Genomic DNA, 26,604 nt, shown 5'->3' with positions numbered 1-26,604 from the left:
GCAGATGACGACGTCACCTTCCTCCTCCGTTTCCACTTCCTTCGTCGATCCTCCACAGGGCCGCCGCCTGCTGGCGGTGATGCGCCAGGAATGCCGCCTGATGCTCGCCGAGCGCACCCTCTGGGCCGCCGGTGCGCTGTTCCTGCTGCTCGTGGCCTATGCCCTCGGCAACGGGCTGCTGCAGACCGCGAGCCGCGACCGCGCGCAGGCCGCAGTGGCGCAGGCCGACCGCGAAGCCCGCGCGGCGCAGCGCGTCTTGCTGGAGAACATCCTCGCCGGCACCGCGCAGCCCACGCCCTTCGAGAACCCGGCCGATCCTTCGCGCATGGCCAGCGGCTATGGCGGCCACCACGCGATCCTGCCGACCGCGCCGCTGGGCCCGGTTGCGCTGGGGCAGAGCGACCTGTTCCCGAGCCAGTTCAAGGTCACCGGCCAGAGCCGCGTGGTGTTCATGAACCCGAGCGACATCGAGAGCCCCTGGCACCTGCTGAGCGGGCATTTCGACCTGGCCTTCGTCATCGTCTACCTGCTGCCGCTCCTGATCTTCGCGCTGGGCTACAACCTGCTGTCGGCCGAGCGCGAGAACGGCACGCTGAGGCTGCTGCTGTCGCAGCCGCTGCGGCTGCGCACGCTGCTCGCGGGCAAGCTCACGGTGCGCGCCGCGGTGCTGCTGGGGCCTGCCGTGCTTCTGCCGGTGGCGGTGCTCGTGGTGGCGCGCCAGGCCGGGCTGACGGGCTCGCCGGGCGCCGCGCTGTGGTGGTGGGCGCTGCTGGTGGGGGCGTACGCGCTCTTCTGGTTCGCGCTGGTGGTGGCGGTGAATGCCTTCGGGGCCTCGTCGGCGACGAACGCGATGGTGCTCGTCATCGCCTGGGTGCTGCTGGTGCTGGTGGCGCCGGTGCTGCTGAACCTCGTCGTGACGCAGGCCAGCCCCGCGCCTTCGCGCACCGAGCTGGCCACGCGCCAGCGCATCGTGACGGCAGAGGCGATGAAGCGCCACGCCGACCTGATGAGCACCGACTACCAGCACGTTGGCCGCGGCGCCATCCTCGTGCCGCGCGAGGGCAAGATCGAGATCGCCGGCCGGCTGCTGGGCAACTACCTGATCGAGAAGGAAGTCGACGAGGCCATCAGGCCGGAGCTCGACCGCTTCGATGCGCAGCAGGCCGGGCAGCAGGCGCTGCTGGCACGCTTCAGCGCGGTGTCCCCGGCGGCCGTGGCCTACGAGGGCATGACGGCGCTGGCCGGCACCGGCGCGCGGCGGCAGGCGCGCTTCGAGGCGCAGACCGTCGCCTATCACGAGGCGTGGAAAGGCTTCTTCTTCCCGCGCATCGATGCGCGCGATGCGCTTTCGCCCTCCGACTTCGACCGCATTCCCGCGTTCGCCTGGCAGGAGGAGCCCGCCAGCCTCGTGCGCGGACAGGCCGCGCTTGCCGTGCTGCAGCTGCTGGTGCCTGGCCTGCTGCTGTTCGGGCTGGCCGCATGGCGGCTGCGCCGCTTCTCGGTCGCGTAGGCGCCGCCCCGGTTTTCTTTCCTTATTGCATTCAAGCAAGCAATCCAATGACCATGTTCATCCGCACGGCCATGGCGGCGGCCGCCGTCACCGCATTCCAGGCCTCGTACGCGCAGGAAGGCGCGGAACTCGGCACCATCACCGTCGAGGGCAGCCGCGAGGCCGACGGCCTGCATCTCAGGGAGTCGAGCGGCACCGCATCGCGCCTGGGGCTCTCGGTGCGCGAGACGCCGGCCTCGGTCGAGATCCTCACGCAGGACGCCATCCAGCAGCGCGGCGCGCGCACCTTCAGCGAGGCGCTGCGCGGCATGACGGGCCTCACCGGCGGCGGCCCGCCGTCGTCGCCGACCACGCTGTCCACGCGCGGGTTCAGCAGCCTCATGTACCTGTACGACGGCGTGCGCAGCTCCGGCGCGGGCGTGACCAACCGCGTGCAGGACACCTGGAACTACGAGCGCATCGAGGTGCTGAAGGGTCCGGCCTCGGTGATCGACGGCGAGGGCGCCATCGGCGGCGTCGTCAACTTCGTGACCAAGCGTCCCGACCGCAGCAACCCGAACAAGGAGGCGCTGCTCTCGTACGGCAGCTACGGCTCGACCCGCGCCGCGTTCGGCTTCGGCGGTGCGCTCGGCGACGCCAGCGCCTACAGGCTGGACTACAGCCGCAACGACACCAAAGTGGGCACGATCGCCCGCAACGGCGAGCGCATCGACCACTTCACCAGCGGGCTGATGGTCGACTTCGGCGGCTCGGTGAAGCTCGACCTTTCCTTCGACTACCTGCGCGACGACAACCAGGCCTACTGGGGCACGCCGCTGGTGCCGGCGAGCTTCGCCACGCAGCCCACGAACGTGGTCAGCACGCCGGACGGCCGCGTGATCGACCGCCGCCTGACGCGCAGCAACTACAACGTGCCCGACGACAGGAACTCGTCCGAAACCTACTGGCTGCGCGCGCGCCTCACGGGCCGGCTCGACGGCGGCTGGTCTTGGCGCAACGAGCTATCGGCCAACAAGGCGGACCGTGTGTTCCGCAACTCCGAGAGCGCGGTGTTCGTGGCGCCCGCCAGCATCGCGCGCGACCAGACGCTGATCACGCACGACCAGGACTTCTGGCTCGACCGATTCGACCTGACGCACAAGGGCAGGCTCGGCGGCATGGACAACCGCTTCGTCGTCGGCGGCGAGTACAGCGAGACGCGCTTCGGCAGCCGGCGCCGCTTCTCCGACAGCAGCGCCGCCACCGCCAGCCTGCTGCGCGTGCCGGTGTTCGATCCGTACCTTGCGCCCTTCGACGAGAACCCCGCGCTCAGCACCGGCGCGGGCAACCGCACCAACACCAGCGCGAAGGTGAAGGTGAGCTCGGTCTTCGTGGAAGACGCGCTGAAGCCCTTGAGCAACCTCACGCTGGTGGGTGGCCTGCGCCACGACCGCACCGAGGTCGACCGCGGCATCGCCGACCTGAACCTGGGCAGCTACACGCGCTTCGGCGCCAGCTACCGCGCCACCTCGGGCCGCATCGGCGCGGTGTACGACATCACGCCGCAGTCGAGCGTGTATGCGCAGTACACCAATGCCACGCTGCCGGTGAATTCGCTGTTCCTGCTGTCCGCGTCGAACGCGGCCTTTCCGATGTCGCGCGGCAAGCAGGCCGAGGTGGGCTTCAAGCAGAGCATTCCCGAGGCGAAGCTGGAGTGGACGGCCGCGCTCTACAAGATCGCGCTCGACAACGTGCTCTCGCGCGACCCCAACGACGCCCGCAACACGGTGAACAACGGGCGCCAGTCGTCGCGCGGCATCGAGCTGTCGACCGTGTGGCGCCCGACGCGCGAATGGACGCTGGCCGGCAACCTCGCCGCGCTCGACGCGCGCTACGACACGCTGATCGAGGCCGGCGGCGTCTCGCGCGTGGGCAAGACGCCGCCCAATGTGCCCGAGCGCGTGGCCAACCTGTTCGCCACCTACCGGCCCGATGGATCGAAGTTCGAGTATTTCGCCTCGCTCAACCACACGGGCCGCATGTACACCGACAACGCCAACCAGATCCGCATCAACGGCTTCACCACGCTCGATGCGGCGGTGAGCTACCGCATGCAGAACGTGCTGCTGAGCTTCCGCGTGCGCAACCTGACCGACAAGCTCTACGCCACCTGGGCCGGCCGCGCGACGAGCCAGGTGCTGCTGGCGCCGCGGCGCACCTTCGAGCTGTCGGCCAAGTTCGACTTCTGACAGGGCGCGTTCAGCGCATCTGCAGCCGCGCGTCCTTCGGGTAGCCGATGGTGTAGTCGGCCGTCACGCGCGCGGTCTGGCCGGCCGCAAGGTCGAGCTGCCACATCGCCAGGCCGGGCTGCCTGTTCCAGGCCAGCTCGGCGGGCTGCGGCGAGAACTCCGAGGCCACGCGCACCTTCTCGTCGACCGACACCGGTGCGGCCTCCAGCACCTGCACCGCGATCGGCGTGCGGTGGCGGTTCTCGACGACGTAGGCGCGCTGCACCTTGCGCTCGGCGCGCGAGCCGGCGAAGCCGCCAGAGCCCTGGTTGTCGCGCTCGGGCTCGGCCTGCACGCGCACCAGTTCGTCGCGGCCGAAGGAGAGCGTCAGGCGCGCGTCGCTCGGCGCATTCCAGCGTCCGCTGCCCACGAAGGCGCCGTCGCGGTACAGCTGCATCGGGCCGGCCGGCCACACGCCCGCGGGCTGGTCGAGTTCGGCGACGAGGAAAGCGCTGGCGTCGACGCGCGGGCTGGTGCGGGCTGCAAGCCTGGCCGTGTCTTCGTGCTGTCCCAGCGCCATGGTCACGCGCTGGCCGTTGGAGGGCACGTCGATGGGCTGCGCTACGGAGAATTCGGTGGCGAAGCTGTTGTCGAACACGCTCACGTCGAACAGCGGCTCCTGGCGTTCGCGGCCGTCCGTCGCCTTGCGCGCCATCAGCGGCGCGGGGGCGATGGCTGCTGCCGGCGCGGCGGGGTAGGCCATCTCGGCCTGCGGGCGTGGCGGCGGCTCGATGCCGATGCGCCACGCCGAGGGCAGGCGGCCGGTGGTCTCGCGGCGCGGCTGGCCGGTGGACAGCACCAGCTTCACGCCGCGCCAGTCCTCACCCGTGGCCTGTGCCACCAGGGCCTGGCGCTCGATGCGGACCTTTCGCGTGGCGGTGTCGAGCAGCGCGCGGTAGGTGGGCGTCCAGCCCGGGCCGTTGACTTGGTAGCTCAGCTTCACGTCGGCATCGGCGCCAGCGGCCAGCGTCACCGTGACGGCCGTCACCTGGCCGCCGTTGCCCTGGGTGCGGGTGCGTTCGGCCAGCAGCGGGTTGAGCTGGCGGTCGATCTCGGCCTGTCTGCGCTGGATCTGGTGCTGCTTGAGCAGCGAGTCCTGCCCGGTGCGGCGCATGGCCTCGGTCATCGCGGCGAGGTTGCGCGCGTCCATCGGTGCGCGGGCGCCTGAAGTGTTGTCGCTCCCGCCGGCCAGCCCCTTGAGGTAGCCGGTGACCATGCCGAGTGCATCGGTCTCCGCCTGCAGGGCGGCTTTCTGGTCCTCGAGCTCGCGGATGCGGCCGTCGAGCGGGCTGGTCGAACAGCGTGCCGAGAGCTCGCGCTGCTCGCTGAGCACCGAGGTCTCTCCGATGCGCACCGAGGCATCGGCCGATACCTGCAGGCTCTGTACATCAAGCCCGGCCGGCAGGCAGGCGAAGGTGACCGAGCGCGCGCCGGCCGCGACGCGCGCCACGCGCTCCACGGTGGCGCTGCCCGGGTAGACCTTGACCTGCGTGATGCGCGAGTCGGCCGCCACGGCCGGCGGCGTTGCAGCCTGCCCCTGGGCACTGATGCTCAGGACCAGAAGCAAGGCGGCGCCTGCGGTGGCGCGGAGGAGGGCGGAAGTCGATGCTTTCATGGGATGCCTTTGGAGCGGAAGTGATGAATGACCCCGGCTCATACGGACGGCCCCGGCGAACGGGGTTAAGGCATCGTCGAAAAATTTCTGCGCAGCCCGGCGGCGCTGTCGCCAATGCAACCGCCGCGGCGTTTCCGGTCGCACGCGCGACGGCCGATGTCCGGGCTGCTTCCTAGAGTGGGTGCACCGTCTTTCCACCCAACCCCGGACAAGGACCCACCGCCATGCTCGACACCATCCAGGCCATCAACAGGACCGCCGCCTTCAACCGCTGGGCCGGCTTCGAAGTGACCAGCGCCGGCAATGGGGAAGCCGAACTGCGCATGGACTGGCGCGAGGAGGACATGGGCCAGTACGCCGGCTTCCTGCACGCCGGAATGATCGGCGCGATGCTCGATACCGTGAGCGGCTACGCGGCCGCCACCGTGGCGGGCCGCGTGCTGGCCTCGCATTTCTCGGTCAACTGCATCTCGCCCGCCGTCGGCCGCGCCTTCATCGCACGCGGTCGGGTGGTGAAAGCCGGCCGCAAGCAGGTGTTCGCGGCGGCCGAACTCTATGCGCAGGGCGACAGTGCCGATTCGCTCAAGCTCGTGGCGACGGGGAACGCCATCCTGGTTCCTGTCGAAGAGCCTCCTCCCGCACCGCAGGAGACGCAGAAGAAATCGCAGCCCGCCGCCTGAGCTTCAGTCCGAAGAGCGGCCGCAGCAGGTTGGTGCGGCGGATCAGCCCGTCCGTCAGGAGCCAGCAGCCGAGCAGCGTCAGCGCGATGAGCAGCGCGGGCTCGACGACCGGGCCGAGCGCTAGCGGTGCCAGCAGGGTCACGCCGACGATGATCAGCGTCTGGTGAAGCACGTACCACGGGTATACCGACTCGTTCGCCCAGCGCAGCCAGGGCCAGGGGCGGTTCAGGTAGCGGTGGCCGTGGCCGAGGATGGTCGCGACGGCCAGCCAGAGGTAGAGCATGCGCAGGGTGTCCACCAGCAGCCCCGGAAGCGGGCTCTTCATGCCGGCGCGCAGCAAGATGAAGGTGCCGATCACCGCGACGGCCAGCGCGAGCGACACGCGGCGCAGCCGCTCCAGTTCCTTCCAGACGCCGGTGTCCACGCCCATCCAGTAGCCGTAGAGGAACATCGTGAAGTAGATGCTGTGCAGGTGGAAGTCGCGCACCAGGTTGTGCGTGGCCGGGAAGCGCGAGGCCAGCAGCATCGTGAATATCAGCAGCGGCACCACCGGCAACAGCAGCAGCCTCCAGCCGCGCAGGCCGTTGAAGGCGCCGCGCATCCACTGGCCGGCAGCCGACCGCCACAGCGGCAGCGTCAGGGCGATCAGCGCCGTGTAGGTGAACAGATAGGGCAGGTACCAGAGGTGGTTCCAGGTGATGCCGAACTCCGCGCCGTCGAAAGCCTGCTTCGGCCACGGCTGCGCCATCGACAGGTAGCGCAGCAGGAAGGCGCCGAAGCCCGGTGCCACCAGGCCGTTGGCCACGCCCTGGGCGTAGGCCTGGTAGGGCACGACCACCGCCATGCCGAAGGCCAGCGGCAGCATCAGCCGCAGGCCCCGGCTGCGCAGCAGGGCCCATGTGCCCTGGCCCCGGCTTAGGATGCCGAGCGACACGCCCGAGATCAGAAAGACCAGGTCCATGCGCCACAGGTTCAGGATGCGCATCGGCCATTGCAGCCATTCGGCCGCGTCCGGGCTCTTGAGGTGCCAGGGCCAGTCGGCCACGTAGTACATGCCCACGTGGTAGAGGATGACGAAGAGGAAGGCCAGCGCGCGCAGGGCGTCGATGTCGTGGCGGCGGTGGTCGGGCGGTGTTGCGGCAATGTGGTCGGCGGTCATGGAAGGTTCCTCGAAGCGGAAAGGCCGCCATGCTCGGCCGGGCCGCTTCCGCGAGGTGCGGCCGGGGGACGGATCACCCCCGCTTTGTGACGAGCGGTGGCCGGCAGGGACGAAATCCGGCCCAGACCGGCCGTCCCTGCGGCCTTTTCGCGAGAATTCCCCGCATGGGAGACCCCCGCAGGAACCTCTACGAACGCTACGCGCCGATCCGCCGTCGGCTGGAGGTGGCCTTCTGGATCGTGCTGCTGACGCTGCAGGCCGTGTTCAGCACCATGGTGGCGATCGTCGACATGCGCACGCGCGCCGTGCCCCGGCCCCACTGGGAGGTCGCGACCTGGGAGGTGTCCAGCCACCTGATGCTGCTGTTCCTGGTGCCGGCGCTGGTGATGGTGGAGCGCCGGCTGTCGCCGCTGGTGCGCAGCCATCTGCTGCGCTTCCTGGCCTGGCATGCGGTGGCGAGCGCGGCGTTCAGCGTGGTCCACGTGGTGGGCATGTTCGGGCTGCGGGCGCTGGTCTATGCCATGGCGGGCGAGCACTACGACTTTCGCGGCTGGGTGAGCCAGTGGGGCTACGAGTACCTCAAGGACGTGCGGGTGTACGTCAGCATCGTCTTCGGCATCTGGGCGTACCGGCTGTTCCTGCTGCGGCTGCAGGGGGAGGCGCGGGTGCTGGATGTGCCGGAGGAGGGAGCGGTGGCCGCACCGGTTGTTGCCCCGAGCCCGGATTCGGCAGGGGCGGGGGGATTTGAACCCCCGGCTGCAGACGCGCTCCCGCCGCCTCCCGCCCGCCCCGAGCGCTTCCTGGTCCGCAAGCTGCGCCGCGAATTCCTCATCGCCGCCACCGATATCGACTGGCTCCAGGCCGAGGGCAACTACGTCGGCCTGCACGTCAATGGCCACGACTACCTGCTGCGCTCCACCCTGACCGACTTCCTGACCCAGCTCGACCCCGCGCTCTTCGTGCGCGTGCACCGCAGCCACGCGGTGAATCTCGCGCGCATCAGGGAAATCGAGCCACTGGATGGCGGCGACGCCCGGCTGCACATGCATGACGGCACAACCGTGCCCTGCAGCCGACGCTACCGTGACGCGCTGCGGGCGGGCGCGGGCTCGAGCTGAAGCGGTGCGTGGCGGGCTTGATCAGCCCGTTATTGGTTCATTTCGCACCATCGAAGAGCTTATAGGCACCATTTTTGCTTCATTGGCCGGCCGTGCTGGTTGATTCCGGTGCGGCGCACCAATTCAAACCAAAAATCCGCAAGAAGCTCCAATGGACGCACTCAAACAGGGCGCAGACGCGCTGTTCATCCTTCTCGGCGCCATCATGGTCTTGGCCATGCACGCCGGATTTGCATTTCTCGAGCTGGGCACCGTGCGCAAGAAGAACCAGGTCAATGCGCTGGTGAAGATCCTGGTCGACTTCTCGGTCTCGACCATCGTGTATTTCCTGGTGGGCTACGGCGTGGCCTACGGCACGCATTTCTTCGTGAGCGCCACCGAACTGTCGGCAAAGAGCGGCTACGAGCTGGTGAAGTTCTTCTTCCTGCTGACCTTCGCGGCGGCCATTCCGGCCATCATCTCGGGCGGCATCGCCGAGCGGGCCAAGTTCTGGCCGCAGCTCATTGCCACGGCGGTCATCGTCGGCTTCGTCTATCCGCTCTTCGAGGGCATCGCCTGGAACAAGCACTTCGGCATCCAGGAATGGATCGCCTCGCGCACCGGCCACGAGTTCCATGACTTCGCCGGCTCGGTGGTGGTGCATGCGGTGGGCGGCTGGCTCGCTCTGCCGGCAGTGCTGCTGCTGGGCGCGCGCCGCAACCGCTACCGCGGCGACGGGTCGCTGAGCGCGCATCCGCCGTCGAACATCCCCTTCCTGGCCCTTGGTGCCTGGGTGCTGTGCGTGGGCTGGTTCGGCTTCAACGTGATGAGCGCGCAGAGCATCGACAAGATCTCGGGCCTGGTGGCCGTCAACTCGCTGATGGCGATGGTGGGCGGCACGCTGGTGGCGCTGGCCATGGGCAAGAACGACCCCGGCTTCGTCTACAACGGCCCGCTCGCCGGCCTGGTGGCGGTGTGCGCCGGCTCCGACCTGATGCATCCGCTGGGCGCGCTGGTGGTGGGCGGCGTGGCGGGCGGCATCTTCGTCAAGCTGTTCACGCTCACGCAGAACAAGTGGAAGATCGACGACGTGCTGGGTGTGTGGCCGCTGCATGGCCTGTGCGGCACCTGGGGCGGCATCGCGGCCGGCATCTTCGGCACGCAGGCGCTCGGCGGCATCGGCGGCGTGAACGTGTGGGCGCAGCTCATCGGCACGGTGATGGGCGTGGCCTGGGCCGCGCTGGCGGGTGCGGCGGTGTACGGCGCGCTCAAGGCAGTGGCGGGGCTGCGGCTGTCGCAGGAAGAGGAGTACGACGGTGCCGACCTGTCGATCCACCACATCTCTGCGACGCCCGAGCGCGAGGTCAACTGGTAGGCAGGCTGCAGGGACGGGCTGCCTCGGCTATTCTCGGCGCCCCTTCAAACCACCGAGGAGCCGAACCATGACAACAACACCCGCTCGCTGGCTGCGCCAGGGCATGGCCGCGCTGGCCTGCAGCCTGCTGATGCTTTCGTTTTCTCCGATGGCGCAAGCCGCCGCGCCGCAGGTCAAGACCCAGGCGCCGGGCTTCTACCGGATGATGCTCGGTGACTTCGAGGTGACGGCGCTCTTCGACGGCACCCTCGACCTCGAGCCCAAGAAGCTGCTCACCAACACCACCCAGGAGCAGGTCGGCAAGCTGCTCGACCGGGGCTTCGAGAAAGACGCCGTGCCCACCTCTGTGAACGGCTACCTCATCAACACCGGCAGCAAGCTCGTGCTGGTCGACACCGGCGCCGGCGGCCTCTTCGGCCCCACGCTCGGCAACCTGCAGGCCAACCTCAAGGCCGCGGGCTACCAGCCCGAGCAGGTCGACGACGTGCTCCTCACACACATGCACGGCGACCACGTCGGCGGCCTCGTGCAGGACGGCAAGCTGGTGTTCCCCAACGCCACCATCCACGCCGGGCAGGAAGACGCCGACTTCTGGCTGAAAAAGGCCAACCTCGAGAAGGCTTCGGCCGAGATGAAGGGCTTCTTCCAGGGTGCGATGGCCTCGCTGAACCCGTACGTGGAAGCCGGCAAGTTCAAGGGCATGAAGGGCGGCACCGAGCTGGCACCCGGCATCAAGGCCGTGCCCGCCCATGGCCACACGCCCGGCCACAACATCTACGTCGTCGAGTCCAAGGGCCAGAAGCTGGTGGTGTGGGGCGACCTGATGCACGTGGCCGCGGTGCAGTTCGCGCAGCCGCAGGTCACCATCTCCTTCGACGTCGACTCGAAGCCGGCGGCGGTGGAGCGCAAGAAGGCCTACGCCGACGCGGCCAAGGGCCGCTACCTCGTGGGCAGCGCGCACCTGCCTTTCCCGGGTCTGGGCCACGTGCGGGCCGAGGGCAAGGGCTACGTCTGGGTGCCGGTCGACTACCAGCAGGTGCGATGAGCGACCGATGAAGGTTGAGCGGCGCGGGCCGGTGTCGCGGCGCCCGCGGGCACGAATGCGCGCTCTGTAGCAAACTGGCCGGCCGCTTCGCTTTCATCATCCATCCGCCCCATGACCCAAGCTCCACCCGCCCTCGAAGTCCTCCCCCGCGACCTCTCCGCCTACCGCAAGGGCAACGTCGGCGTCGACTACGTGCACCGCTTCGAGTCCGGCAAGCCCGGCCCGCACGTGCTGATCAATGCGCTCACGCACGGCAACGAGATCTGCGGGATGACGGCCGCCACGCACCTGCTCGACAACAACGTGCGCCCGAAGATCGGCACGCTCACCGTGAGCTTCGCCAACGTGGCCGCGTACGAATCCTTCAACGAGGCGCTGCCCTTCGACAGCCGGCAGCTCGTGCACAACCTCAACCGCATCTGGTCGCCCGAATGGCTCGACGGCACAGAAGACAGCCCCGAGCTGAGCCGCGCGCGCATCCTGCGCCCGGTGGTGGATGCGGCCGACCACATCCTCGACATCCACTCGACCAGCCAGCCCGTCGTGCCGTTCTGGGTGTACCCGGGCTTCGAGCGCAACGCCAAGGTCGCGCAGGCCATCGGCCGCCCCTCGGTGCACCTCGTGATGCCCGACGGCCTGGGCTCGGGCACGCCGCTCATCCAGTACGGCAGCCACGGCGGCCCCGACGGCAAGGGCGTGGCGATGGTGGTCGAGTGCGGCCAGCACTTCCTGCGCTCGGCCTCCGACCTCGCCACCGCCGTCACCTACGACTTCCTCGCCTATTTCGGCCTCGTCGACAAGGACCCGGCGAGCCCGCCGCCCGAGCCGCAGCGCCGCTTCCAGCTGCTGCAGACCTACGTCATCAAGTCGCCCGACTTCGCCTTCGTGCGCCCGCTCATCGGCTTCGAGACCTTCGCCAAGGGCGAGCTGATCGCCACCAACGGCGACGAGGAAATCCGCGCGCTGTGCGACGACTGCACGATCTTCATGCCCGCCCAGCGCGCGATCGTGGGGCGCGAGGCGGTGTACCTGACCAAGCCGATCTGAAGCTGGACGGCAGAAACGACCGCCGCGCCCGCAATGAACCGCTGGTGCGGGCGTTGATTGCGTGGCGCAGCGACGTCCTCAGACGTCTCGGCTCATGGAGCGGCAAGGCTCAGGATTTCAACAGCTTCGCAATCTGCTCGCGAAGCGATGGCAAATCGTGCTGGATGGTTTGCCAGACGATGGTGTGGTCGATGGTGAAGTAGCCGTGGGAAAGCGCGTTGCGCATCTCGTAGGCAAAACGCCAGGGAACGGCGGGGTGGGCAGCGGCGAATTCCGCATGGTGCTTCACGATGTTGTTGCTGGCTTCCCCGATCACTTCCAGGTTGCGTACCACTGCATCCTGTGTTTTCCGGTCGACGAGATAACTGTCGGCGGTAGCGCCGTTCGTGTAGTCGTGAATACTGTCGATCGCTTGCAGGATATGACCCAAGTAATCCGCCACACGTTGCGGATCTCGTCGACTCATACCGGTACAGCCTCGCGCAGCACCTGATCGCGAAACTTTAGAGGCAGGCCGTTGGGCGTGAGCACGTCTACTTCCATGCCCAGAAGGCTCTTCAGTTCGTACCTGATGGCTCCGATGTCCATCAGGGTGGTTTGCGCCGTGGGCTCCACCAGCAGATCGAGATCGCTGTCGGGCCCGTCTTCGCCACGCAAAGCGGAACCGAACACTCGCACGCTGCTGACGTGGTGACTCAGCGCGATCTCCCGAATGCGATCGCGATGCTGGAGCAGAGCTTCAGAGGGGCGCATGAGGCCGAGTTTAATGTGACTCCTCGTTGGACTCAGGCCGCAATGAACAACGCCGGGTCCACCATCGCCCGATTCAGCATCACCGACCAGTGCAGGTGCGGCCCCGTCACCCGCCCCGTCGCGCCCACGGCGGCCAGCTGCTCGCCAGTTTTCATCACGTCGCCGACCTTCACGTCGATGCGGCTCAGGTGGCAGTACATGGTCAGCAGGCCGCCGCCGTGGTCGAGCCAGACGGTGCCGCCGTTGAAGAAATAGTCGCCCGTGTCGATCACCTTGCCGGGCAGCGGCGCGAGGACCGGGGTGCCGGTGCCGGCTGCGATGTCCATGCCACTGTGCGGGTTGCGCGACTGGCCGTTGAACACGCGGCGCAGGCCGAAGGAGCTCGAGCGGCGGCCGGGCACCGGCACGCGCATCTTCAGCACGGTGTCGGGACGCATGTCGCTGAGGGTGGCCGTCACGCCGGCGAGGTGGTCGCGCTCCTTGACGTAGCGGGCCTCGTCCTCGGGCGAGAGGTCGACGGTGCGAGGGGCCACGGTGAGGCGCTGTTCGCGGTATTGCTTCGGGGCGATGGTGTAGGCGATCTGGCGCTCGGGCTTGCCTTCGGCGCGCACCGTGATACTGGCTTCGCCGGGTTCGGCCGCCAGGGGGATGCCGACGACGGCGGTCCATTCGATGGTGTCGCCGAGCACCAGCACGGGGATGTCGCCCGAGAAGGCCTGAGGCCGCTTGGCCGAGGGGCCCAGCGACAGGCGGGCGACGCCGCCCGGCACCTGTGATGCGTGGGGCCACACCTCGGGTGCCGACGCCGCTTGCTTCTTCGCCTTGGCCTGGGTCGCGGCGCCGGCATGCATCGCGGCGAGGAGGCCGATGGTGCCGAGGACGGCGCTGCGGCGGTTCAGTGCGAAAGGGGCGAGGTCGAGGGGAGCAATGGGTGTGTGCTTCATTGAGAAAAAGGCTAGTTTTCGTTTGGATGAGGGGAGGGCGCCGGCTTGTTCGATGCGGCGCTAGTCGATCCAGGTTCCCGGCGCCAGTCCTTCGAGCGTGTGCGGCCCGATCGCGGCGCGGATCAACCGCAGCGTCGGCAGCCCCACGGCCGCCGTCATGCGCCGCACCTGCCGGTTGCGGCCCTCGCGGATGGCCAGTTCGATCCACGCGGTGGGAATGCTCTTGCGCTCGCGGATCGGCGGCGTGCGCTCCCACACCTCGGGCGGCGGGTCGAGCAGGCGGGCGCGCGCGGGGCGGGTGGGGCCGTCGTTGAGCATCACGCCATTGCGCAGCGCGGCGAGCGCCTCTTCGCCGGGCACGCCTTCGACCTGCACCCAGTAGACCTTCTCCATCTTGAAGCGCGGATCGGCGATGCGCGCCTGCAGCCTGCCGTCGTCGGTGAGCAGCAGAAGGCCCTCGCTGTCGGCATCGAGCCGGCCGGCGACGTAGACGCCGGGGATGTCGATGAACTCCTTCAGTCCGCGCCAGCGGCCCTCGGGCGTGAACTGGCTGAGCACCCCATAGGGCTTGTTGAAGCGGATCAGCCGGGAGGACGAGGACGATGAGCGGGAAGAAGAAGGGCTCGAACGATTCATGTGCCGACAGGATAGCCCGGGCCCGTCCTGCAACCTCCGGCGGCCGGCACGGCTCCAATGGGCTTGTTCATTCGAGACACAGGGAATCCGGTATGACGACCAAGATGCGAAGCTCCATCCCGCTTGCCTGCACGGCGATGGCCAGCCTGCTGCTGGCGGCGTGCAACAGCACGGCCATCCGCGTGGGCGGCGCGCCCGAGGCCAGCGTCAAGAACTGCGTGGCCGCGGCTGCGCGCGAACTCAGGGTGCCACCGGCCAGCATCGCGGCCGACAAGGGCAGCACGCCGCGCGATGGCGTCTACACGGTCAACCTGAAGGTCGGGCCGCAGGGAAGATCCGCCGTGTGCACCACCGACGAGAACAGCGCGGTGATCGGCGTGGTCTACAAGCGGCCCGAGTAGCGACGGGCCGCTTGCCTGCCTGCCTACTTGCCCCAGCTGTCCCGCATCCCGGCCGCGCGATTGAACACCGGCTTGCCGACGGCGCCGCTGGCCTTCGCGTCGAGCACGAAGTAGCCGTGCCGCTCGAACTGGATGCCGACGCCCGGCTCGGCCTTGGCCAGCGAGGGCTCGACGAAGGCCGAGCACACTTCCAGGCTGTTCTTGTTCAGTTCTTCCAGCAGCTCTCCGCTGCCCGGGTGCGCCGCAGCGAAGAGGCGCTCGTAGAGCCGCACCTCGGCCTGCACCGCGTCGGCGGCGGCCACCCAGGTGATGTTGCCCTTCACCTTGATCGCGTCGGCGCCGGGCGTTCCGCTCTTGGTGTCGGGCACCAGCTTCGCCTGCACTTCGACGAGCCTGCCGTCGGCGTCCTTCGTGCCGCCGATGCACTCGATGACGTGGCCGTACTTCAGCCGCACCTTGTTGCCGGGGAACAGGCGGAAGAAGCCCTTGGGCTGCACTTCCTCATAGTCGGTGCGCTCGATCCAGACCTCGCGGCCCAGCTTGAATTCGCGCTGGCCCATCTCGGGATGGTGCGGGTGCACGGGGGCCGAGCAAGCGTCCAGAGCGTCGTCGCCGCCCATCAGCTCGCCCCAGTTGGTGATGACCAGCTTGACCGGGTCGAGCACGGCCATGGCGCGGGGTGCGACGGGGTCTAGCGTGTCGCGCAGCGCGGCTTCGAGGCTGGCGTAGTCGATCCAGCCGCCCGACTTGGTGGTGCCGCTGCGTTCGCAGAACAGGCGCAGCGCCTCGGGCGTGTAGCCGCGGCGGCGCAGGCCGGCGATGGTGGGCATGCGCGGGTCGTCCCAGCCGTCGACGTATTTCTCTTCGACCAGCTGGCGCAGCTTGCGCTTGCTGGTGAGCACGTGGGTCACGTTGAGGCGGGCGAATTCGTACTGGCGCGGGTGCGGACTGGCGATGAGGCCGCCCTCGGCGAGGCGGTCGAGCAGCCAGTCGTAGAAGGGGCGCTGGTCTTCGAATTCCAGCGTGCAGATGCTGTGGGTGATCTGCTCCAGCGCGTCCTCGATGGGGTGCGCGTAGGTGTACATCGGGTAGATGCACCACTTGTCGCCGGTGTTGTGGTGGTGGGCCCGGCGCACGCGGTACAGCGCGGGGTCGCGCATGTTGATGTTGGTGCTGGCCATGTCGATCTTGGCGCGCAGGATGGCGGCGCCATCGGCCACCTGGCCGTCGCGCATGGCGCGGAATCGCGCGAGGTTCTCCTCGGGCGTGCGGGTGCGGAAGGGGCTGTCGGTGCCGGGCGTGTTGAAGTCGCCGCGGTTCGCCCGCACTTCATCGGCGGTCTGCTCGTCCACGTAGGCGAGGCCGGCGCCGATCAGGTATTCGGCGGCCTCGTACATGAAGTCGAAGTAGTCGCTCGCGAAATACTCGTGCGGCTGCATCGTGCCGGGCGCGCCGGGGCGGTCGGCGAGATAGGTCTCGTAGCCCAGCCACTTCACGGCGTCGCGGATGGAGTCGACGTATTCTTGGTCTTCCTTCTCGGGGTTGGTGTCGTCGAAGCGCAGGTGGCTCACGCCGCCGTATTCCTTGGCCAGCTCGAAATTGAGCCAGATGCTCTTGGCGTGGCCGATGTGCAGGTAGCCGTTGGGCTCGGGCGGAAAGCGCATGCGCACCTTGGCCGGATCGGCCATGCCCTGTGCATGATGAGCGGCGTTGCCGGGCGAACCGCCCCACTTGCGGCCAGAATAGGCACCCTGTGCGAGGTCGCTCTCGATCACGTGGCGCAGGAAATTGCTCGGTGCAGCTGTCGTCTTGGTGCCGCTTTTGTCGGTCGGGGAGGTCATTGCGGCATTTTAGGGGGCACCCCCTATGGGTTACCTTTGGCAACGTTCTTCACATTGGCCCGTGCACCCCGTTTGCATTTGCCGCGTTCAATACACCACATGGGCGGTCCCGATCCGGACAGTGCCCACCCCAAACAAGGAGAGCAGGATCATGAGCTTCACACGTTCAACCTTTTTCAAGTGGGCCGCCGCGGGCGTCGTGGCAGCCGGTGCATTGTTCGCCGCCACCTCGGCCAGCGCCCGCAGCGACGTGAGCTGGTCGATTGGCGTCGGCGTACCAGGCGTGGCGGTGGGGGTGGGCAGCCCGGCCTACTACCCGGCTCCGGCCCCGGTCTATGTGCCGCCGGCACCCGTCTACTACGCGCCGCCGCCGCCGGTCTACTACCGCCCCCCGCCGGTGTATTACCGCCCGGCCCCGGTCTATTACGGCCCGCCGGCCTATTACGGTCCGCGCTACTACGGTCGCGGCTACTACCGCGGCCATGGCCACTGGCGCTAAAAAGCCACGGCAATCGTGACTGAATGAAAAAAGCCGGCTCCGAAAGGGCCGGCTTTTTCTTTGGGCGTTTCCGGGCTCCTGTTCGCCCAGTTTCACATCGCGCGGAAGAGATGGGCGTACAGCCGGCTGACCGGGATCTTCTCGGCCCGCCCGCGCAACGTCAGGTGCAGCTTGCCGGCCTCGTCGCGGTGAACCGATTCGATGGCCGAGCTGCGCACCACCACCGCCCGGTGCACCTGCCAGAAGGTGTCGGCATCGAGCTGCGGCAGCAGCTGCTTGAGAGGCGTGCGGATCAGGTATTCGTGCGTGGCGGTCAGCACGCGCAGGTATTTGTCGGCCGCCTCGAAATAGAGAACCTCGTCAATCGGCACCATGCGCACGGTGCTGCCGCCCGCGTCGCTGGCAGCGATCATGCGAAGCGGGGCGGGAGCCGGCGTGGTGGCCGCGACCCCGGCTGCCCCCAGCACCTGCCGCCACTGGGCGAGCGTCTGCTCCAGCGCCGCATCCGCCAGTGCGGGCGTGGCCGCCGGCTGCCTTGCGGCCAGCGCCTGCTGCAGCCGGCCGACGGTCTTGCGCAGGCGGTCGGGCTGCACCGGCTTGAGCACGTAGTCGATGGCCTGCGCCTCGAAGGCGCGGGCGGCGTATTCGTCGTAGGCCGTCACGAACACCAGCTGGGGCATGGGCGTCTCGTCGGCGGGCCAGCTGTCGGCCAGCTCGGCAGCAGCCCCGAGGCCGTCGAGGCCGGGCATGCGGATGTCGAAGAAAAGCACCTGCGGCAGCAGCCGCAGCGCCTCGCGCACGGCGCTGCGGCCGTCGCCGGCGGTGGCGACGATCTCCAGCTCGGGCCATGCGGCGGCCAGCTCGGCCTTGAGCGCCTGCGCGAGGAGGGGTTCATCCTCGGCGATGAGTGCGGTGGGGGCGGTGGGGGATGCAGTGGTCATCTTGTCGTTGTTGTCCTGTCGTGTGGCGTGCGTTCAGGCTAGTGCCGGAATGTTCAACCTCGCCAGCGTGCCGCCCGAAGGGGAGGGCGCCATGCTCATGGTGCCGCGCTCGCCGTACACCGTGGCCAGCCGCTCGCGCACCTGCTCGAGCCCGAAGCCGCTGCCCTGCGACGGCGGCGCCGCACCCAGGCCCACGCCGGTGTCGCTGACCTCGATCACGAGCGAGCCGCCTTGCTCGTCCCTGCGGGCGCGCACCACGATCTCGCCGCCTTCCACCTTGGGCTCCAGGCCGTGGCGGATGCTGTTCTCCACCAGCGGCTGCAGCAGCAGCGGCGGCACCGGCGCGTCGCGCAGGTCCTGCGGCAGGTCGAGCGTGTAGCGCAGCCGGTCGCCCATGCGCACCGACATCAGCTCCAGGTAGTCGCCCAGCCGCTCGAACTCCGCCGACAGCGGATGCGAGAGCGCGCGCGAGCCGCTCAGTGTCATGCGCAGGTAGCTGTTGAGCCGGTCGAGCATGGCCACGGCGCGCGGCGGATCGACCGTGATCAGCACCCGCAGGTTGGCCAGCGTGTTGAACAGCATGTGCGGCTCCAGCTGCGTCTCCAGCAGCTTCAGCCGGGCCTCGGTGGCGTTGCGCTGGGCCAGCTCGATCTGGCTCTGCATGTGCTTGCTCTTGCCGAGGCTGTAGAAGAAGAAGCACATGCCGACCGTCGCGATGATGGTGATCGTGACGCCGGTGGCCAGCTTGTGGCCCCTGATGTCGAGAAAGTCGAACCGCGGCGCGTCGAACACGGCGTCGCCGATGACGTTGCCCACGAAGAAGCCGACCGCCACGCCCAGCGCGACGAGTGCGAAGCCCCAGGGCCAGTTCGGCCAGTGGGTCTCGCGGTGCCCGCTGAGCAGCAGTCGCCCGGTGTCGATGAACAGCCAGCTGACCATGCCGATCGCCAGCGAATAGACGAGGTGGCCCGCCCAGTTGTCCCCGCCGGTGATGGTCATCGCGATGGCGATGAGGCAGCAGAAGACGGCCGTGATCAGGCCATGCCGAAGCATGTCCCGGAAGTTCTCCGCGCGGAAGCGGCTCTGCGGCGCGGTGCTGCTCATCCGCGGTCCCGGCCTCCCAGGGCGCGGCGCTCGCGCTCGACCAGCCTGTCGTAGAAGCCGCCGCCGGGCGCGACGAACCAGACCACGGCGCCATGGATCAGCAGCCCCAGCCCCCAGCCCATGAGCGGATACATCGCCCAGTTGCGGCCGTTGGCGGCCGAGATGGCGACCAGCCCCAGGTTGACCAGCACGTAGACGAAGGCGTGGACGTACCAGCCCATCTTGGCGCCGGCGCGGCGGCGGGCGAGGCGCTCGATCTCGGAGCGGGAGGAATCGGAGGAGGCGTAGGAAGTCATGACAGCTCCTTGTATTGGACAGGAATGAAATCGGCCGCCATTGCGGTCTGCGGCGACGGCTGCAGGGCCGCGCGCTGGCGCAGCTCCTCGGTGGTGTCGCCGGGGCCCTCGGGCTTCCAGCCGGGCGGCTTCACGAGGTAGCCGACGAAGGCGCGCACGGAACGGGCCGAGGCGAGGTCGCGAAAGAGCGCGCGCCACTGGCCGAACTCGATCTCCAGGATGTTGTGGGTGGTGACCGGGTTGACGAGGCCGTAGCGGCAGGGCACGTCGGCGCGCTCGGGGATGTAGGTGCCGAACAGGCGGTCGAACACGATCAGCACGCCGCCGTAGTTGCCGTCCAGGTATTCCAGGTTCGAGGCGTGGTGCACGCGGTGGGCCGAGGGGGTGTTGAGCACCCATTCCAGCGGGCCGAGGCGCGGAATCCAGGTCGCGTGGATCCAGAACTGGTACAGCAGGTTCAGCGTGAGCATCAGCAGGACCACCCGCGGCGGCATGCCCAGCAGCGGCGCCAGCATGAAGAAGGCCAGGGTGCCGGTGAGGCGGCCGGTCCAGCCGAAGCGGTAGGCGGCCGACAGGTTCAGCTGGTTCGGCGAATGGTGGATGGCGTGGGTGCACCAGAACCAGCGCACCCGGTGCGCCGCGCGGTGATACCAGTAGTAGCAGAACTCCTGCCCGATGAAGCAGGCCGCCCAGCCGGTCCAGTGGTCCATCGGCAGGGTGAAGAGGCGGTGGGCGTAGAACCAGTCCATCGCGCCGGTCCAGAAGGCCAGGGGCAGCAGCCAGCGCAGGGGGTATTCGCGCACCAGGAAGTCGAACACGGAGACGCCGGCGGCCTTCCAGTCGTAGCTGCGCCAGCCGTTGCGCCAAGAGAGCACCAGGGCCTCGGCGATGGAGGCGGCCAGCACCACCGTGACGGAGATCTTGAGGATCAGCAGGAGCGCGTTCATGGCGGCGTTTCTTCCGTGAGTGGTTGCCCGGGAATCGAGGCCCGGGAATATTAGGCCGCGCGGGCCGCGGCGGCCATGGCGTCGGTACGGATGGCCAGCTTCCAAAGGCGCGCGGCGCGGGCAGCGAACACCCCGGTGAAGGCGCCGTACAGCACGGGCACGACGATGGCGAGGGTCGGCTGGTGGCGCAGTTCGGGGTGCATGGCCAGGGCGGCGCCCACCACGTACTTGGTCAGGAAGATGCCCATCATGAGCATCAGCGGCACCGGGCTGCCGGCCACCTCGAACTGGCGCGCGGCTGCGTCGTAGCGGGTGGCGGCGTGCAGCGGGCGCTGCAGCACCAGCGCCGCCATCACGGCCGCGGCGGCGGCCCAGCCCAGCAGGGCGCCGAAGGAATCGCCGAACACCGAAACCACGCCGTAGATCGACAGGCCGCCCATGGCGACGGGCATCAGCGTGACGCGGGTCAGGCTCACCTGGTTGGCCAGCAGCTGCCGGGCGCCGAGCCACAGCAGCACGAAGAACACGGCGAACACCCACTTGGGCGTGTGAAGGACGATCTGCATCAGCATGGCGGCACTCCGTGGAAGGTGAAGGTTGAAGAAAAGCTGAAAAAAGCGGTGCAAGGAAATCGATGGGTTGGACTGTGCCGATGCCCGCGCGCCCCGGCCACCGCCGTGCGACGGAATGCGCGCAGGCGGCGCGAATTGCAGCCTGGCCGCGCGAATTGCAGGGTTCCGGGGGGGCAATCCGGGAGACATGGAGGAGGTTTTGAGGAAGCTTGTAGGAGGCTCCCGCGAGCTTTACCGACGCTTTACGGCCCAGCAAAGAGCCGGACTACCATCCGCGCTGTACTACGCTGGTCCGCACCCTTGCACCTTTCGCACGCACCGTCCATGGAACAAGAAAAACCAACCGAGCCTCTGCCTTCCGCCGTTTCTCCCAACCATCCGACGGTCCGCAGGCGCCGTTGGATGGGCAGCCTTCTGGCCCTGCTGCTGCTGGCGGTGCTGGGCGGTGGCGCGTGGTACCTGGTCCAGCGCTCGAAGACGCCGGTGGCCGGCCCAGGCGCCGGCCCGGGACCGGGCGCGGGCAGGCAGGGCGGACCCGGCGGCCCTGGCGGCCCCGGGCGCGGAGGCGGCGGCGGCCCGGCCTCCAGCACGGTCGGCATCGCGACCGCCAGGCAGGCCGACATTCCGGTGCAGCTGGAAGCCCTGGGCACGGTCACGCCGCTGGCCAACGTGATCGTGCAGCCGCAGGTTTCGGGCGTGCTCACGGCGGTGCTCTTCCAGGAAGGTCAGATGGTCAAGAAGGGCGACGTGCTCGCCACCATCGATCCGCAGCCGTTCCAGAACGCCCTGGCGCAGGCCACCGGCGCCCGCCAGCGCGACGAGGCGCAGCTCGCGGCGGCGCGGGTTACGCTGCAGCGCTACCAGACCCTGCTGGGCCAGGATTCCATCGCCCGCCAGGACGTCGACACCCAGGCCGCGCTGGTCAAGCAGCTCGAAGGCACGGTGGCCATCGACCGCGCCAACGAAAACACCGCCAAGCTCAACCTCGCCTGGAGCCGCATCACCGCGCCGGTGAGCGGGCGCATCGGCCTGCGGCCGGTGGACGCGGGCAACTACATCTCCACCGGCACCACCAACGGCATCGCGACCATCACGCAGATCGCGCCGATCGACGTCGAATTCGCCATTCCGCAGGACCGCGTGCCCGAAGTGCAGGAGCGCCTCGCCCAGGGGGCGAAGCTCGACGCCACCGCCTTCGACCGCACCCGCACGCGCCGGCTCGCGAACGGCAGCTTCTCCACGCTGGACAACCTGGTCGACACCGCCACCGGCACCGTCAAGGCCAAGGCCCGCTTCGCCAACGCCGACAACGCGCTATTCCCGAACCAGTTCGTCAACCTGCGGCTGCTGCTGCGCACCGTGAACAGCGCGGTGGTGGTGCCCGTCACGGCGCTGCGCCACGGCCCCAACGGCGACTACGTGTATGTGCTGAACGAAGACAACACCGTGTCGCAGCGCACGGTGACGCGCGGCGAATCGAGCGTGGACAACGTGGCGATCACCTCGGGCCTGCAGGCCGGCGAGCAGGTCGTGACCGAAGGCGGCGACCGGTTGAAGGACGGCGCGCGCGTGCAGACCCAGGCCGACCGGCCCGCGGGCGCCGCATCGGCCCCGGCAGGTGGCACGCATCGCGGCCGCCGGCAGGGCGGCGGCGCAGGCGGTCCCGGCGCGGCCAGGGGCGCCGAGGGCGCATCGGCAGCCGGGACTTCCGCGGCGCCGGCCACCTCGACCGCCCCCGGCGCTGCGGCAGCCCCTGCCGCGGCCTCCCCCGTGCCCTCCGTGCCCTCCGCGCCCTCCGCGCCCTCCGCGGAGACGGCCCCCGCCACGCCGGCGACGCCGGCCAAGCTCCCGACCGCCGAGCAGCGCCAGCGCATGCTCGATTCCGTCAAGGACAACCCCGAGCAGCTCGAGCGCCGCAAGCGTTTCCTCGAGGCGCTGGACCGCGGCGACCCGGCCGCGCTGGAGCGCTGGCAGCGCATGTCCGAACGCGGCGGCGAAGGCGGGCAGGGCGACAGGCGCGGCCAATGACGAACGGTCTTCGCATCACCAGCTGCTGCCGTCGCAGCAGTGACAGCAGTAGCAGCAGCACGGAGGCCTGCCAGTGAGTCCGTCCCGTCCGTTCATCCTGCGGCCGGTGGCGACCTCGCTGCTGATGGTCGCGATCGTGCTGGCCGGCCTGGTGGCATTCCGCTTCCTGCCGCTGTCGGCGCTGCCGCAGGTCGACTACCCGACCATCCAGGTGCAGACGCTCTACCCCGGGGCCAGCCCCGAGGTCATGAGCAACACCGTCACCGCGCCGCTGGAGCGCCAGTTCGGCCAGATGTCGGGGCTCGACCGCATGAGCTCGACCAGCGCCGCGGGCGTGTCGATCATCACGCTGCAGTTCTCGCTCGGCCAGACGCTGGACGTGGCCGAGCAGGAAGTGCAGGCCGCCATCAACGCCGGCGGCTCGCTGCTGCCGGCCGACCTGCCGGCGCCGCCTGTGTACGCCAAGGTCAACCCGGCCGATGCGCCGGTGCTCACGCTGTCCATCACCTCCGACACGCTGCCGCTGACCGACGTGCAGAACCTGGTCAACACCCGGCTCGCGCAGAAGATCAGCCAGGTCTCGGGCGTGGGGCTGGTGTCGCTCAGCGGCGGGCAGCGCCCCGCGATGCGCATCCAGGCCAACACCCAGGCGCTGGCGGCCAACGGCATCGGGCTGGACACGCTGCGCACGGCCATCTCGGCGGCCAACTCCAACGGCGCCAAGGGCAGCTTCGACGGGCCCAAGCGCGCCTACACGATCAATTCGAACGACCAGCTGATGACGGTCGACGACTACAAGAACCTGATCGTCTCGTACAAGAACGGCGCGCCGATCCGCATGGTCGACGTGGCGCAGGTGGTCAGCAGCGCCGAGAACAACCAGCTCGCCGCCTGGGCCGGCAACAAGGTTGACGGCACCAGCAGGCTGTCGCCCGCGATCATCATGAACGTGCAGCGCCAGCCCGGCGCGAACGTGATCGCCACCGTCGACGCCATCAAGAAGCAGCTGCCCGAGCTGCAGGCCGGCATGCCTGCCGGCCTGAAGATCGAGGTGCTCAGCGACCGCACGGCCGGCATCCGCGCCTCGGTGCAGCACGTCGAGATGGAGCTGGTGCTGGCCGTGGTGCTCGTGGTGCTGGTGATCTTCGCCTTCCTGGGCAGCCTGCGCGCCACCGTCATCGCCAGCATCGCGGTGCCCATCTCGCTGATCGGCACCTTTGGGCTGATGTACCTGCTGGGCTACAGCCTCAACAACCTCAGCCTCATGGCGCTGACCATCGCCACCGGCTTCGTGGTGGACGACGCGATCGTCATGATCGAGAACATTGCGCGCTACATCGAGGAGGGCGAGAAGCCCCTGCAGGCCGCGTTCAAGGGCGCCACGCAGATCGGCTTCACCATCATCTCGCTGACCGTGTCGCTCATCGCGGTGCTGATCCCGCTGCTGTTCATGGGCGACGTGGTGGGCCGCCTGTTCCGCGAGTTCGCGGTGACGCTGGCCATCACCATCCTGATCTCCGCCGTGGTGTCGCTCACGCTGGTGCCGATGATGTCGGCGCGCTGGCTCAGGCACGAACAGAAGAAGGAGGCCTCGAACAAGGGCTTCGGCGCGCGCGCACAGCGATTCTTCGACGGCGTGATGGTGCGCTACGACCGCTCGCTGCACTGGGTGATCGAGCACCAGGCGCTCACGCTGCTGGTCGCGCTGCTGACCATGGTGCTGACGGTGCTGCTCTACCTCACCATTCCCAAGGGCCTGTTCCCCACGCAGGACACCGGCCAGCTGCAGGCCCGCGTGCAGGCCGCGCAGGACGTGTCGTTCGAGCGCATGTCGCAGCTGCAGATGCAGGCGGCGCAGGCGATCCTCGAAGACCCGGCGGTCGAGAACCTCAGCTCCTTCGTCGGCGTCGATGCCGCCAACAACACCATGCTGCACACCGGCAGCATGCTCATCAACCTGGTGAAGGACCGCGACAGCCAGCAGGTCGTGATGGACCGCCTGCGCGAGCGCGTGCGGCAGGTGGCTGGCGTCACGCTCTACCTGCAGCCCACGCAGGACCTCACCATCGACGCCGAGACCGGCCCGACCGAATACCGCATGTCGCTCGAAGGCGTGGACAGCACCGCCATCACCGAGTGGATGAAGAAGCTCGTCGCCAAGCTGCAGGAATCGGACAAGGTGCGCAACGTCAGCAGCGACGCCGGTGCCCAGGGCCTCGCGGCTTTCGTGAACGTCAACCGCGACACCGCGGCGCGGCTGTCGATCACCGCGAGCACCGTGGACGACGCCCTCTACAGCGCCTTCGGCCAGCGCATCGTCTCCACCATCTTCACCGAGACCAACCAGTACCGCGTGATCCTCGAGGCCCAGCCCGGCATGGTGAACACGCCGCAGACGCTGGGGCAGCTGAGCCTGATCGCGGGTTCGGGCACCGCCACGCCGCTGTCGGCGATCGCGCAGATCTCCGAGCAGCAGGCGCCGCTGCAGATCACGCACGTGGCGCAGTACCCGGCGAGCACGCTGAACTTCGACACCGCACCCGGCGTTTCGCTCGGCGCCTCGGTCGACGCCATTCGAGCAGCCGCGAAGGAGATCGGGCTGCCGAGCAGCGTGACGATGACCTTCCTCGGAGCTTCAGGGGCTTACGAGAAGTCGCTGTCGAACCAGCTGTGGCTGATTCTTGCCGCCGTGGTGTGCGTGTACATCGTGCTGGGGGTGCTGTACGAGAGCTATGTGCATCCGCTGACCATCCTGTCCACGCTGCCTTCGGCCGGGGTGGGGGCGCTGCTGGCGCTGATGATCACGGGCAACGACCTGGGGGTGATCGGCATCATCGGGATCATCCTGCTGATCGGCATCGTGAAGAAGAACGCGATCATGATGATCGACTTCGCCATCGATGCCGAGAGAACACAGGGGAAGTCTCCTCGGGAGGCCATTCACCAGGCTGCCTTGTTGCGGTTTAGGCCCATCTTGATGACCACGCTGGCGGCTTTGTTTGCTGCTGTGCCGTTGATGTTCAGCTTCGGGGATGGGGCTGAATTGCGGCGGCCGCTGGGGTTGGCGATCTTCGGGGGGTTGATCGTCAGTCAGTTGCTTACCCTGTTCACTACGCCTGTTATTTATCTGGCGTTTGATCGGTTGGGTGGGGGGAGTGCCCGGAGGGTTGAGATTGAGGAGGAGGCGGTTTGAGTCGTCTTTTCTTCCGTCGTGGATTTGTTTTCCGGGGCCGGGTCTCGCCCCGGCGGGCGACCTGCTTTCTTTTGCTTCGCCAAAAGAAAGTAGGCAAAGAAAAGGCGACCCTGCTGTCTGTGTCCCTTCGCTTCGCTACGGGCAACCTGCGGTGCTCGGCGCAGGAGGGGGTCCGCAGAACTCGCTTCGCTCAAACAGCTGCGGCCCTTATCCCTCCTGCGCCTGCGCTCCTCGGCACAGCCAGAAGGGAGTGGGGCGTGCCATCGCTTCGCTCGGCCCTTGGGTTGCCTGGATGGGCCTTTGCTTCGCTCGGCGGGGGAGGGTGGGGCGGAGCTGATATCGATTGGGCCAACGGCATCAACGACACCACGGGCACGAACGCTACGAACGCAGCCCACGGCAAGAGCACCATCCACAGCACCAGTGCGCCCAGCACCACTGGCAGTGCCGGCAGCACACGCAATCCAAACCACTGCCCCCCCTCATTCCAAGCACTGCAGGCACGCAGCGCCCGCAGTGCCTTGGAGGCCGAGCGCAGCGATGGCCCGCAGTTCTGCAATCCCCTCTGGCTGCGCCGAGGAGCGCAGCGTTTCGCGGATAAGGGCCGTAGCTGTTTGAGCGAAGCGAGTTCTGCGGACCCCGCGAAACGCGAGC

23 protein-coding genes are annotated in these 26,604 nt (G+C 68.5%); 11 read left to right on the top strand and 12 right to left on the bottom strand.

Translation table 11 applies throughout. The annotated features are described in order from the left end of the window. Window positions 1–4 precede the first annotated feature (4 nt). Window positions 5–1,510, top strand: coding sequence for an ABC transporter permease subunit (locus FHY06_RS12210; protein WP_184605317.1), 1,506 nt, complete (start codon window positions 5–7; stop codon window positions 1,508–1,510). 47 nt (window positions 1,511–1,557) lie between these two features. Beyond that, a complete protein-coding gene (locus tag FHY06_RS12205; RefSeq protein WP_184605314.1) occupies window positions 1,558–3,738 on the top strand; it encodes a TonB-dependent receptor in 2,181 nt (726 codons plus the stop codon). 10 nt (window positions 3,739–3,748) lie between these two features. On the opposite strand, the gene FHY06_RS12200 is transcribed toward FHY06_RS12205, so the two are convergent. Further along, a complete protein-coding gene (locus FHY06_RS12200) occupies window positions 3,749–5,392 on the bottom strand; it encodes a DUF4139 domain-containing protein (RefSeq protein ID WP_184605312.1) in 1,644 nt (547 codons plus the stop codon). A gap of 224 nt (window positions 5,393–5,616) precedes the next feature. Here FHY06_RS12200 and FHY06_RS12195 point away from each other — a divergent pair, with 224 nt between their 5' ends. Continuing rightward, complete coding sequence (locus tag FHY06_RS12195; protein ID WP_184605309.1) at window positions 5,617–6,072, top strand: PaaI family thioesterase; 456 nt, start codon at window positions 5,617–5,619, stop codon at window positions 6,070–6,072. Here the strand turns inward: FHY06_RS12195 and FHY06_RS12190 are convergent. Further along, window positions 5,975–7,231, bottom strand: coding sequence for an acyltransferase family protein (locus FHY06_RS12190; RefSeq protein ID WP_184605307.1), 1,257 nt, complete (start codon window positions 7,229–7,231; stop codon window positions 5,975–5,977). The genes FHY06_RS12195 and FHY06_RS12190 overlap by 98 nt on opposite strands. 164 nt (window positions 7,232–7,395) lie before the next feature. On the opposite strand from FHY06_RS12190, the gene FHY06_RS12185 reads away from it, so the two are divergent. The 4 genes from FHY06_RS12185 (at window position 7,396) to FHY06_RS12170 (ending at window position 11,795) form a co-directional block, all read left to right on the top strand. After that, window positions 7,396–8,349 (top strand): LytTR family DNA-binding domain-containing protein, encoded by a 954-nt coding sequence (locus FHY06_RS12185; protein WP_184605306.1) that lies wholly within the window; start codon window positions 7,396–7,398, stop codon window positions 8,347–8,349. A gap of 151 nt (window positions 8,350–8,500) precedes the next feature. Continuing rightward, window positions 8,501–9,703: an ammonium transporter gene (locus tag FHY06_RS12180; protein ID WP_184605303.1), complete on the top strand. Its 1,203-nt coding sequence runs from the start codon at window positions 8,501–8,503 to the stop codon at window positions 9,701–9,703. Window positions 9,704–9,770: 67 nt separating this feature from the next. Next, window positions 9,771–10,748, top strand: a complete 978-nt coding sequence (locus tag FHY06_RS12175; RefSeq protein ID WP_184605301.1) for an MBL fold metallo-hydrolase — start codon at window positions 9,771–9,773, stop codon at window positions 10,746–10,748. Window positions 10,749–10,859: 111 nt separating this feature from the next. Further along, window positions 10,860–11,795 carry a M14 family metallopeptidase gene (locus tag FHY06_RS12170; RefSeq protein WP_132755331.1) on the top strand — a complete coding sequence of 312 codons (936 nt, stop codon included), beginning with the start codon at window positions 10,860–10,862 and terminating at the stop codon, window positions 11,793–11,795. A 109-nt stretch (window positions 11,796–11,904) separates the two neighbouring features. Here FHY06_RS12170 and FHY06_RS12165 read toward each other — a convergent pair whose 3' ends face one another. Genes FHY06_RS12165 through FHY06_RS12150 form a run of 4 tightly spaced genes read right to left on the bottom strand, consistent with a single transcriptional unit; the run spans window position 11,905 to window position 14,128 of the window. Then, window positions 11,905–12,261, bottom strand: a complete 357-nt coding sequence (locus tag FHY06_RS12165) for a HepT-like ribonuclease domain-containing protein (protein ID WP_038114782.1) — start codon at window positions 12,259–12,261, stop codon at window positions 11,905–11,907. Next, window positions 12,258–12,548, bottom strand: coding sequence for a nucleotidyltransferase family protein (locus FHY06_RS12160; protein WP_126185998.1), 291 nt, complete (start codon window positions 12,546–12,548; stop codon window positions 12,258–12,260). The genes FHY06_RS12165 and FHY06_RS12160 overlap by 4 nt, the downstream gene beginning before the upstream one ends. Before the next feature lie 32 nt (window positions 12,549–12,580). After that, complete coding sequence (locus FHY06_RS12155) at window positions 12,581–13,492, bottom strand: M23 family metallopeptidase (RefSeq protein WP_184605299.1); 912 nt, start codon at window positions 13,490–13,492, stop codon at window positions 12,581–12,583. 60 nt (window positions 13,493–13,552) lie between these two features. Further along, window positions 13,553–14,128, bottom strand: a complete 576-nt coding sequence (locus tag FHY06_RS12150; protein WP_184605296.1) for a pseudouridine synthase — start codon at window positions 14,126–14,128, stop codon at window positions 13,553–13,555. Between the two features lie 92 nt (window positions 14,129–14,220). On the opposite strand from FHY06_RS12150, the gene FHY06_RS12145 reads away from it, so the two are divergent. After that, entirely contained in the window at window positions 14,221–14,529 is a 309-nt protein-coding gene (locus FHY06_RS12145; RefSeq protein WP_184605294.1) for a hypothetical protein, read from the top strand. A gap of 23 nt (window positions 14,530–14,552) precedes the next feature. On the opposite strand, the gene FHY06_RS12140 is transcribed toward FHY06_RS12145, so the two are convergent. After that, window positions 14,553–16,370 carry a glutamine--tRNA ligase/YqeY domain fusion protein gene (locus FHY06_RS12140; protein ID WP_184605292.1) on the bottom strand — a complete coding sequence of 606 codons (1,818 nt, stop codon included), beginning with the start codon at window positions 16,368–16,370 and terminating at the stop codon, window positions 14,553–14,555. 151 nt (window positions 16,371–16,521) lie between these two features. On the opposite strand from FHY06_RS12140, the gene FHY06_RS12135 reads away from it, so the two are divergent. After that, the gene (locus tag FHY06_RS12135) at window positions 16,522–16,869 is read left to right on the top strand and encodes a hypothetical protein (protein ID WP_019654994.1); all 348 of its coding nucleotides are present in this window, start codon (window positions 16,522–16,524) and stop codon (window positions 16,867–16,869) included. 92 nt (window positions 16,870–16,961) lie between these two features. Here FHY06_RS12135 and FHY06_RS12130 read toward each other — a convergent pair whose 3' ends face one another. From FHY06_RS12130 to FHY06_RS12110, 5 genes are read right to left on the bottom strand one after another with little or no spacing between them, the layout of a single operon-like run. After that, window positions 16,962–17,810 (bottom strand): LytR/AlgR family response regulator transcription factor, encoded by an 849-nt coding sequence (locus FHY06_RS12130; protein WP_184605290.1) that lies wholly within the window; start codon window positions 17,808–17,810, stop codon window positions 16,962–16,964. A gap of 33 nt (window positions 17,811–17,843) precedes the next feature. Then, the gene (locus tag FHY06_RS12125; protein WP_184605288.1) at window positions 17,844–18,914 is read right to left on the bottom strand and encodes a sensor histidine kinase; all 1,071 of its coding nucleotides are present in this window, start codon (window positions 18,912–18,914) and stop codon (window positions 17,844–17,846) included. Further along, complete coding sequence (locus FHY06_RS12120; RefSeq protein ID WP_019654997.1) at window positions 18,911–19,210, bottom strand: 2TM domain-containing protein; 300 nt, start codon at window positions 19,208–19,210, stop codon at window positions 18,911–18,913. The genes FHY06_RS12125 and FHY06_RS12120 overlap by 4 nt, the downstream gene beginning before the upstream one ends. Then, window positions 19,207–20,157: a sterol desaturase family protein gene (locus tag FHY06_RS12115; protein WP_145760630.1), complete on the bottom strand. Its 951-nt coding sequence runs from the start codon at window positions 20,155–20,157 to the stop codon at window positions 19,207–19,209. Before FHY06_RS12115 ends, FHY06_RS12120 begins: the two co-directional genes overlap by 4 nt. Window positions 20,158–20,207: 50 nt before the next feature. Next, window positions 20,208–20,729 (bottom strand): DUF6622 family protein, encoded by a 522-nt coding sequence (locus tag FHY06_RS12110; RefSeq protein ID WP_019654999.1) that lies wholly within the window; start codon window positions 20,727–20,729, stop codon window positions 20,208–20,210. A 402-nt stretch (window positions 20,730–21,131) separates the two neighbouring features. On the opposite strand from FHY06_RS12110, the gene FHY06_RS12105 reads away from it, so the two are divergent. Both FHY06_RS12105 and FHY06_RS12100 read left to right on the top strand, forming a co-directional pair. Then, window positions 21,132–22,757 (top strand): efflux RND transporter periplasmic adaptor subunit, encoded by a 1,626-nt coding sequence (locus FHY06_RS12105; RefSeq protein ID WP_311733684.1) that lies wholly within the window; start codon window positions 21,132–21,134, stop codon window positions 22,755–22,757. Window positions 22,758–22,830: 73 nt separating this feature from the next. Further along, window positions 22,831–25,950 carry an efflux RND transporter permease subunit gene (locus FHY06_RS12100; protein WP_019655001.1) on the top strand — a complete coding sequence of 1,040 codons (3,120 nt, stop codon included), beginning with the start codon at window positions 22,831–22,833 and terminating at the stop codon, window positions 25,948–25,950. Window positions 25,951–26,604 lie beyond the last annotated feature (654 nt).

It is taken from the genome of Variovorax atrisoli (assembly GCF_014195185.1).
In the GTDB taxonomy this organism is placed as follows: Bacteria; Pseudomonadota; Gammaproteobacteria; order Burkholderiales; family Burkholderiaceae_C; genus Variovorax; species Variovorax atrisoli.
The sequence above is the reverse complement of the archived record's forward strand: the minus strand, read 5'-3'. Positions and strand labels throughout refer to the sequence as shown.

Coding starts and splice junctions, on each gene's coding strand:
- FHY06_RS12115 (WP_145760630.1), bottom strand. CDS start 20,157: ATGAACGCGCTCCTGCTGATCCTCAAGATCTCCGTCACGGTGGTGCTG.
- FHY06_RS12200 (WP_184605312.1), bottom strand. CDS start 5,392: ATGAAAGCATCGACTTCCGCCCTCCTCCGCGCCACCGCAGGCGCCGCC.
- FHY06_RS12195 (WP_184605309.1), top strand. CDS start 5,617: ATGCTCGACACCATCCAGGCCATCAACAGGACCGCCGCCTTCAACCGC.
- FHY06_RS12190 (WP_184605307.1), bottom strand. CDS start 7,231: ATGACCGCCGACCACATTGCCGCAACACCGCCCGACCACCGCCGCCAC.
- FHY06_RS12150 (WP_184605296.1), bottom strand. CDS start 14,128: ATGAATCGTTCGAGCCCTTCTTCTTCCCGCTCATCGTCCTCGTCCTCC.
- FHY06_RS12180 (WP_184605303.1), top strand. CDS start 8,501: ATGGACGCACTCAAACAGGGCGCAGACGCGCTGTTCATCCTTCTCGGC.
- FHY06_RS12205 (WP_184605314.1), top strand. CDS start 1,558: ATGACCATGTTCATCCGCACGGCCATGGCGGCGGCCGCCGTCACCGCA.
- FHY06_RS12155 (WP_184605299.1), bottom strand. CDS start 13,492: ATGAAGCACACACCCATTGCTCCCCTCGACCTCGCCCCTTTCGCACTG.
- FHY06_RS12140 (WP_184605292.1), bottom strand. CDS start 16,370: ATGACCTCCCCGACCGACAAAAGCGGCACCAAGACGACAGCTGCACCG.
- FHY06_RS12210 (WP_184605317.1), top strand. CDS start 5: ATGACGACGTCACCTTCCTCCTCCGTTTCCACTTCCTTCGTCGATCCT.
- FHY06_RS12125 (WP_184605288.1), bottom strand. CDS start 18,914: ATGAGCAGCACCGCGCCGCAGAGCCGCTTCCGCGCGGAGAACTTCCGG.
- FHY06_RS12145 (WP_184605294.1), top strand. CDS start 14,221: ATGACGACCAAGATGCGAAGCTCCATCCCGCTTGCCTGCACGGCGATG.
- FHY06_RS12170 (WP_132755331.1), top strand. CDS start 10,860: ATGACCCAAGCTCCACCCGCCCTCGAAGTCCTCCCCCGCGACCTCTCC.
- FHY06_RS12135 (WP_019654994.1), top strand. CDS start 16,522: ATGAGCTTCACACGTTCAACCTTTTTCAAGTGGGCCGCCGCGGGCGTC.
- FHY06_RS12120 (WP_019654997.1), bottom strand. CDS start 19,210: ATGACTTCCTACGCCTCCTCCGATTCCTCCCGCTCCGAGATCGAGCGC.
- FHY06_RS12165 (WP_038114782.1), bottom strand. CDS start 12,261: ATGAGTCGACGAGATCCGCAACGTGTGGCGGATTACTTGGGTCATATC.
- FHY06_RS12110 (WP_019654999.1), bottom strand. CDS start 20,729: ATGCTGATGCAGATCGTCCTTCACACGCCCAAGTGGGTGTTCGCCGTG.
- FHY06_RS12185 (WP_184605306.1), top strand. CDS start 7,396: ATGGGAGACCCCCGCAGGAACCTCTACGAACGCTACGCGCCGATCCGC.
- FHY06_RS12160 (WP_126185998.1), bottom strand. CDS start 12,548: ATGCGCCCCTCTGAAGCTCTGCTCCAGCATCGCGATCGCATTCGGGAG.
- FHY06_RS12175 (WP_184605301.1), top strand. CDS start 9,771: ATGACAACAACACCCGCTCGCTGGCTGCGCCAGGGCATGGCCGCGCTG.
- FHY06_RS12130 (WP_184605290.1), bottom strand. CDS start 17,810: ATGACCACTGCATCCCCCACCGCCCCCACCGCACTCATCGCCGAGGAT.
- FHY06_RS12105 (WP_311733684.1), top strand. CDS start 21,132: ATGGGCAGCCTTCTGGCCCTGCTGCTGCTGGCGGTGCTGGGCGGTGGC.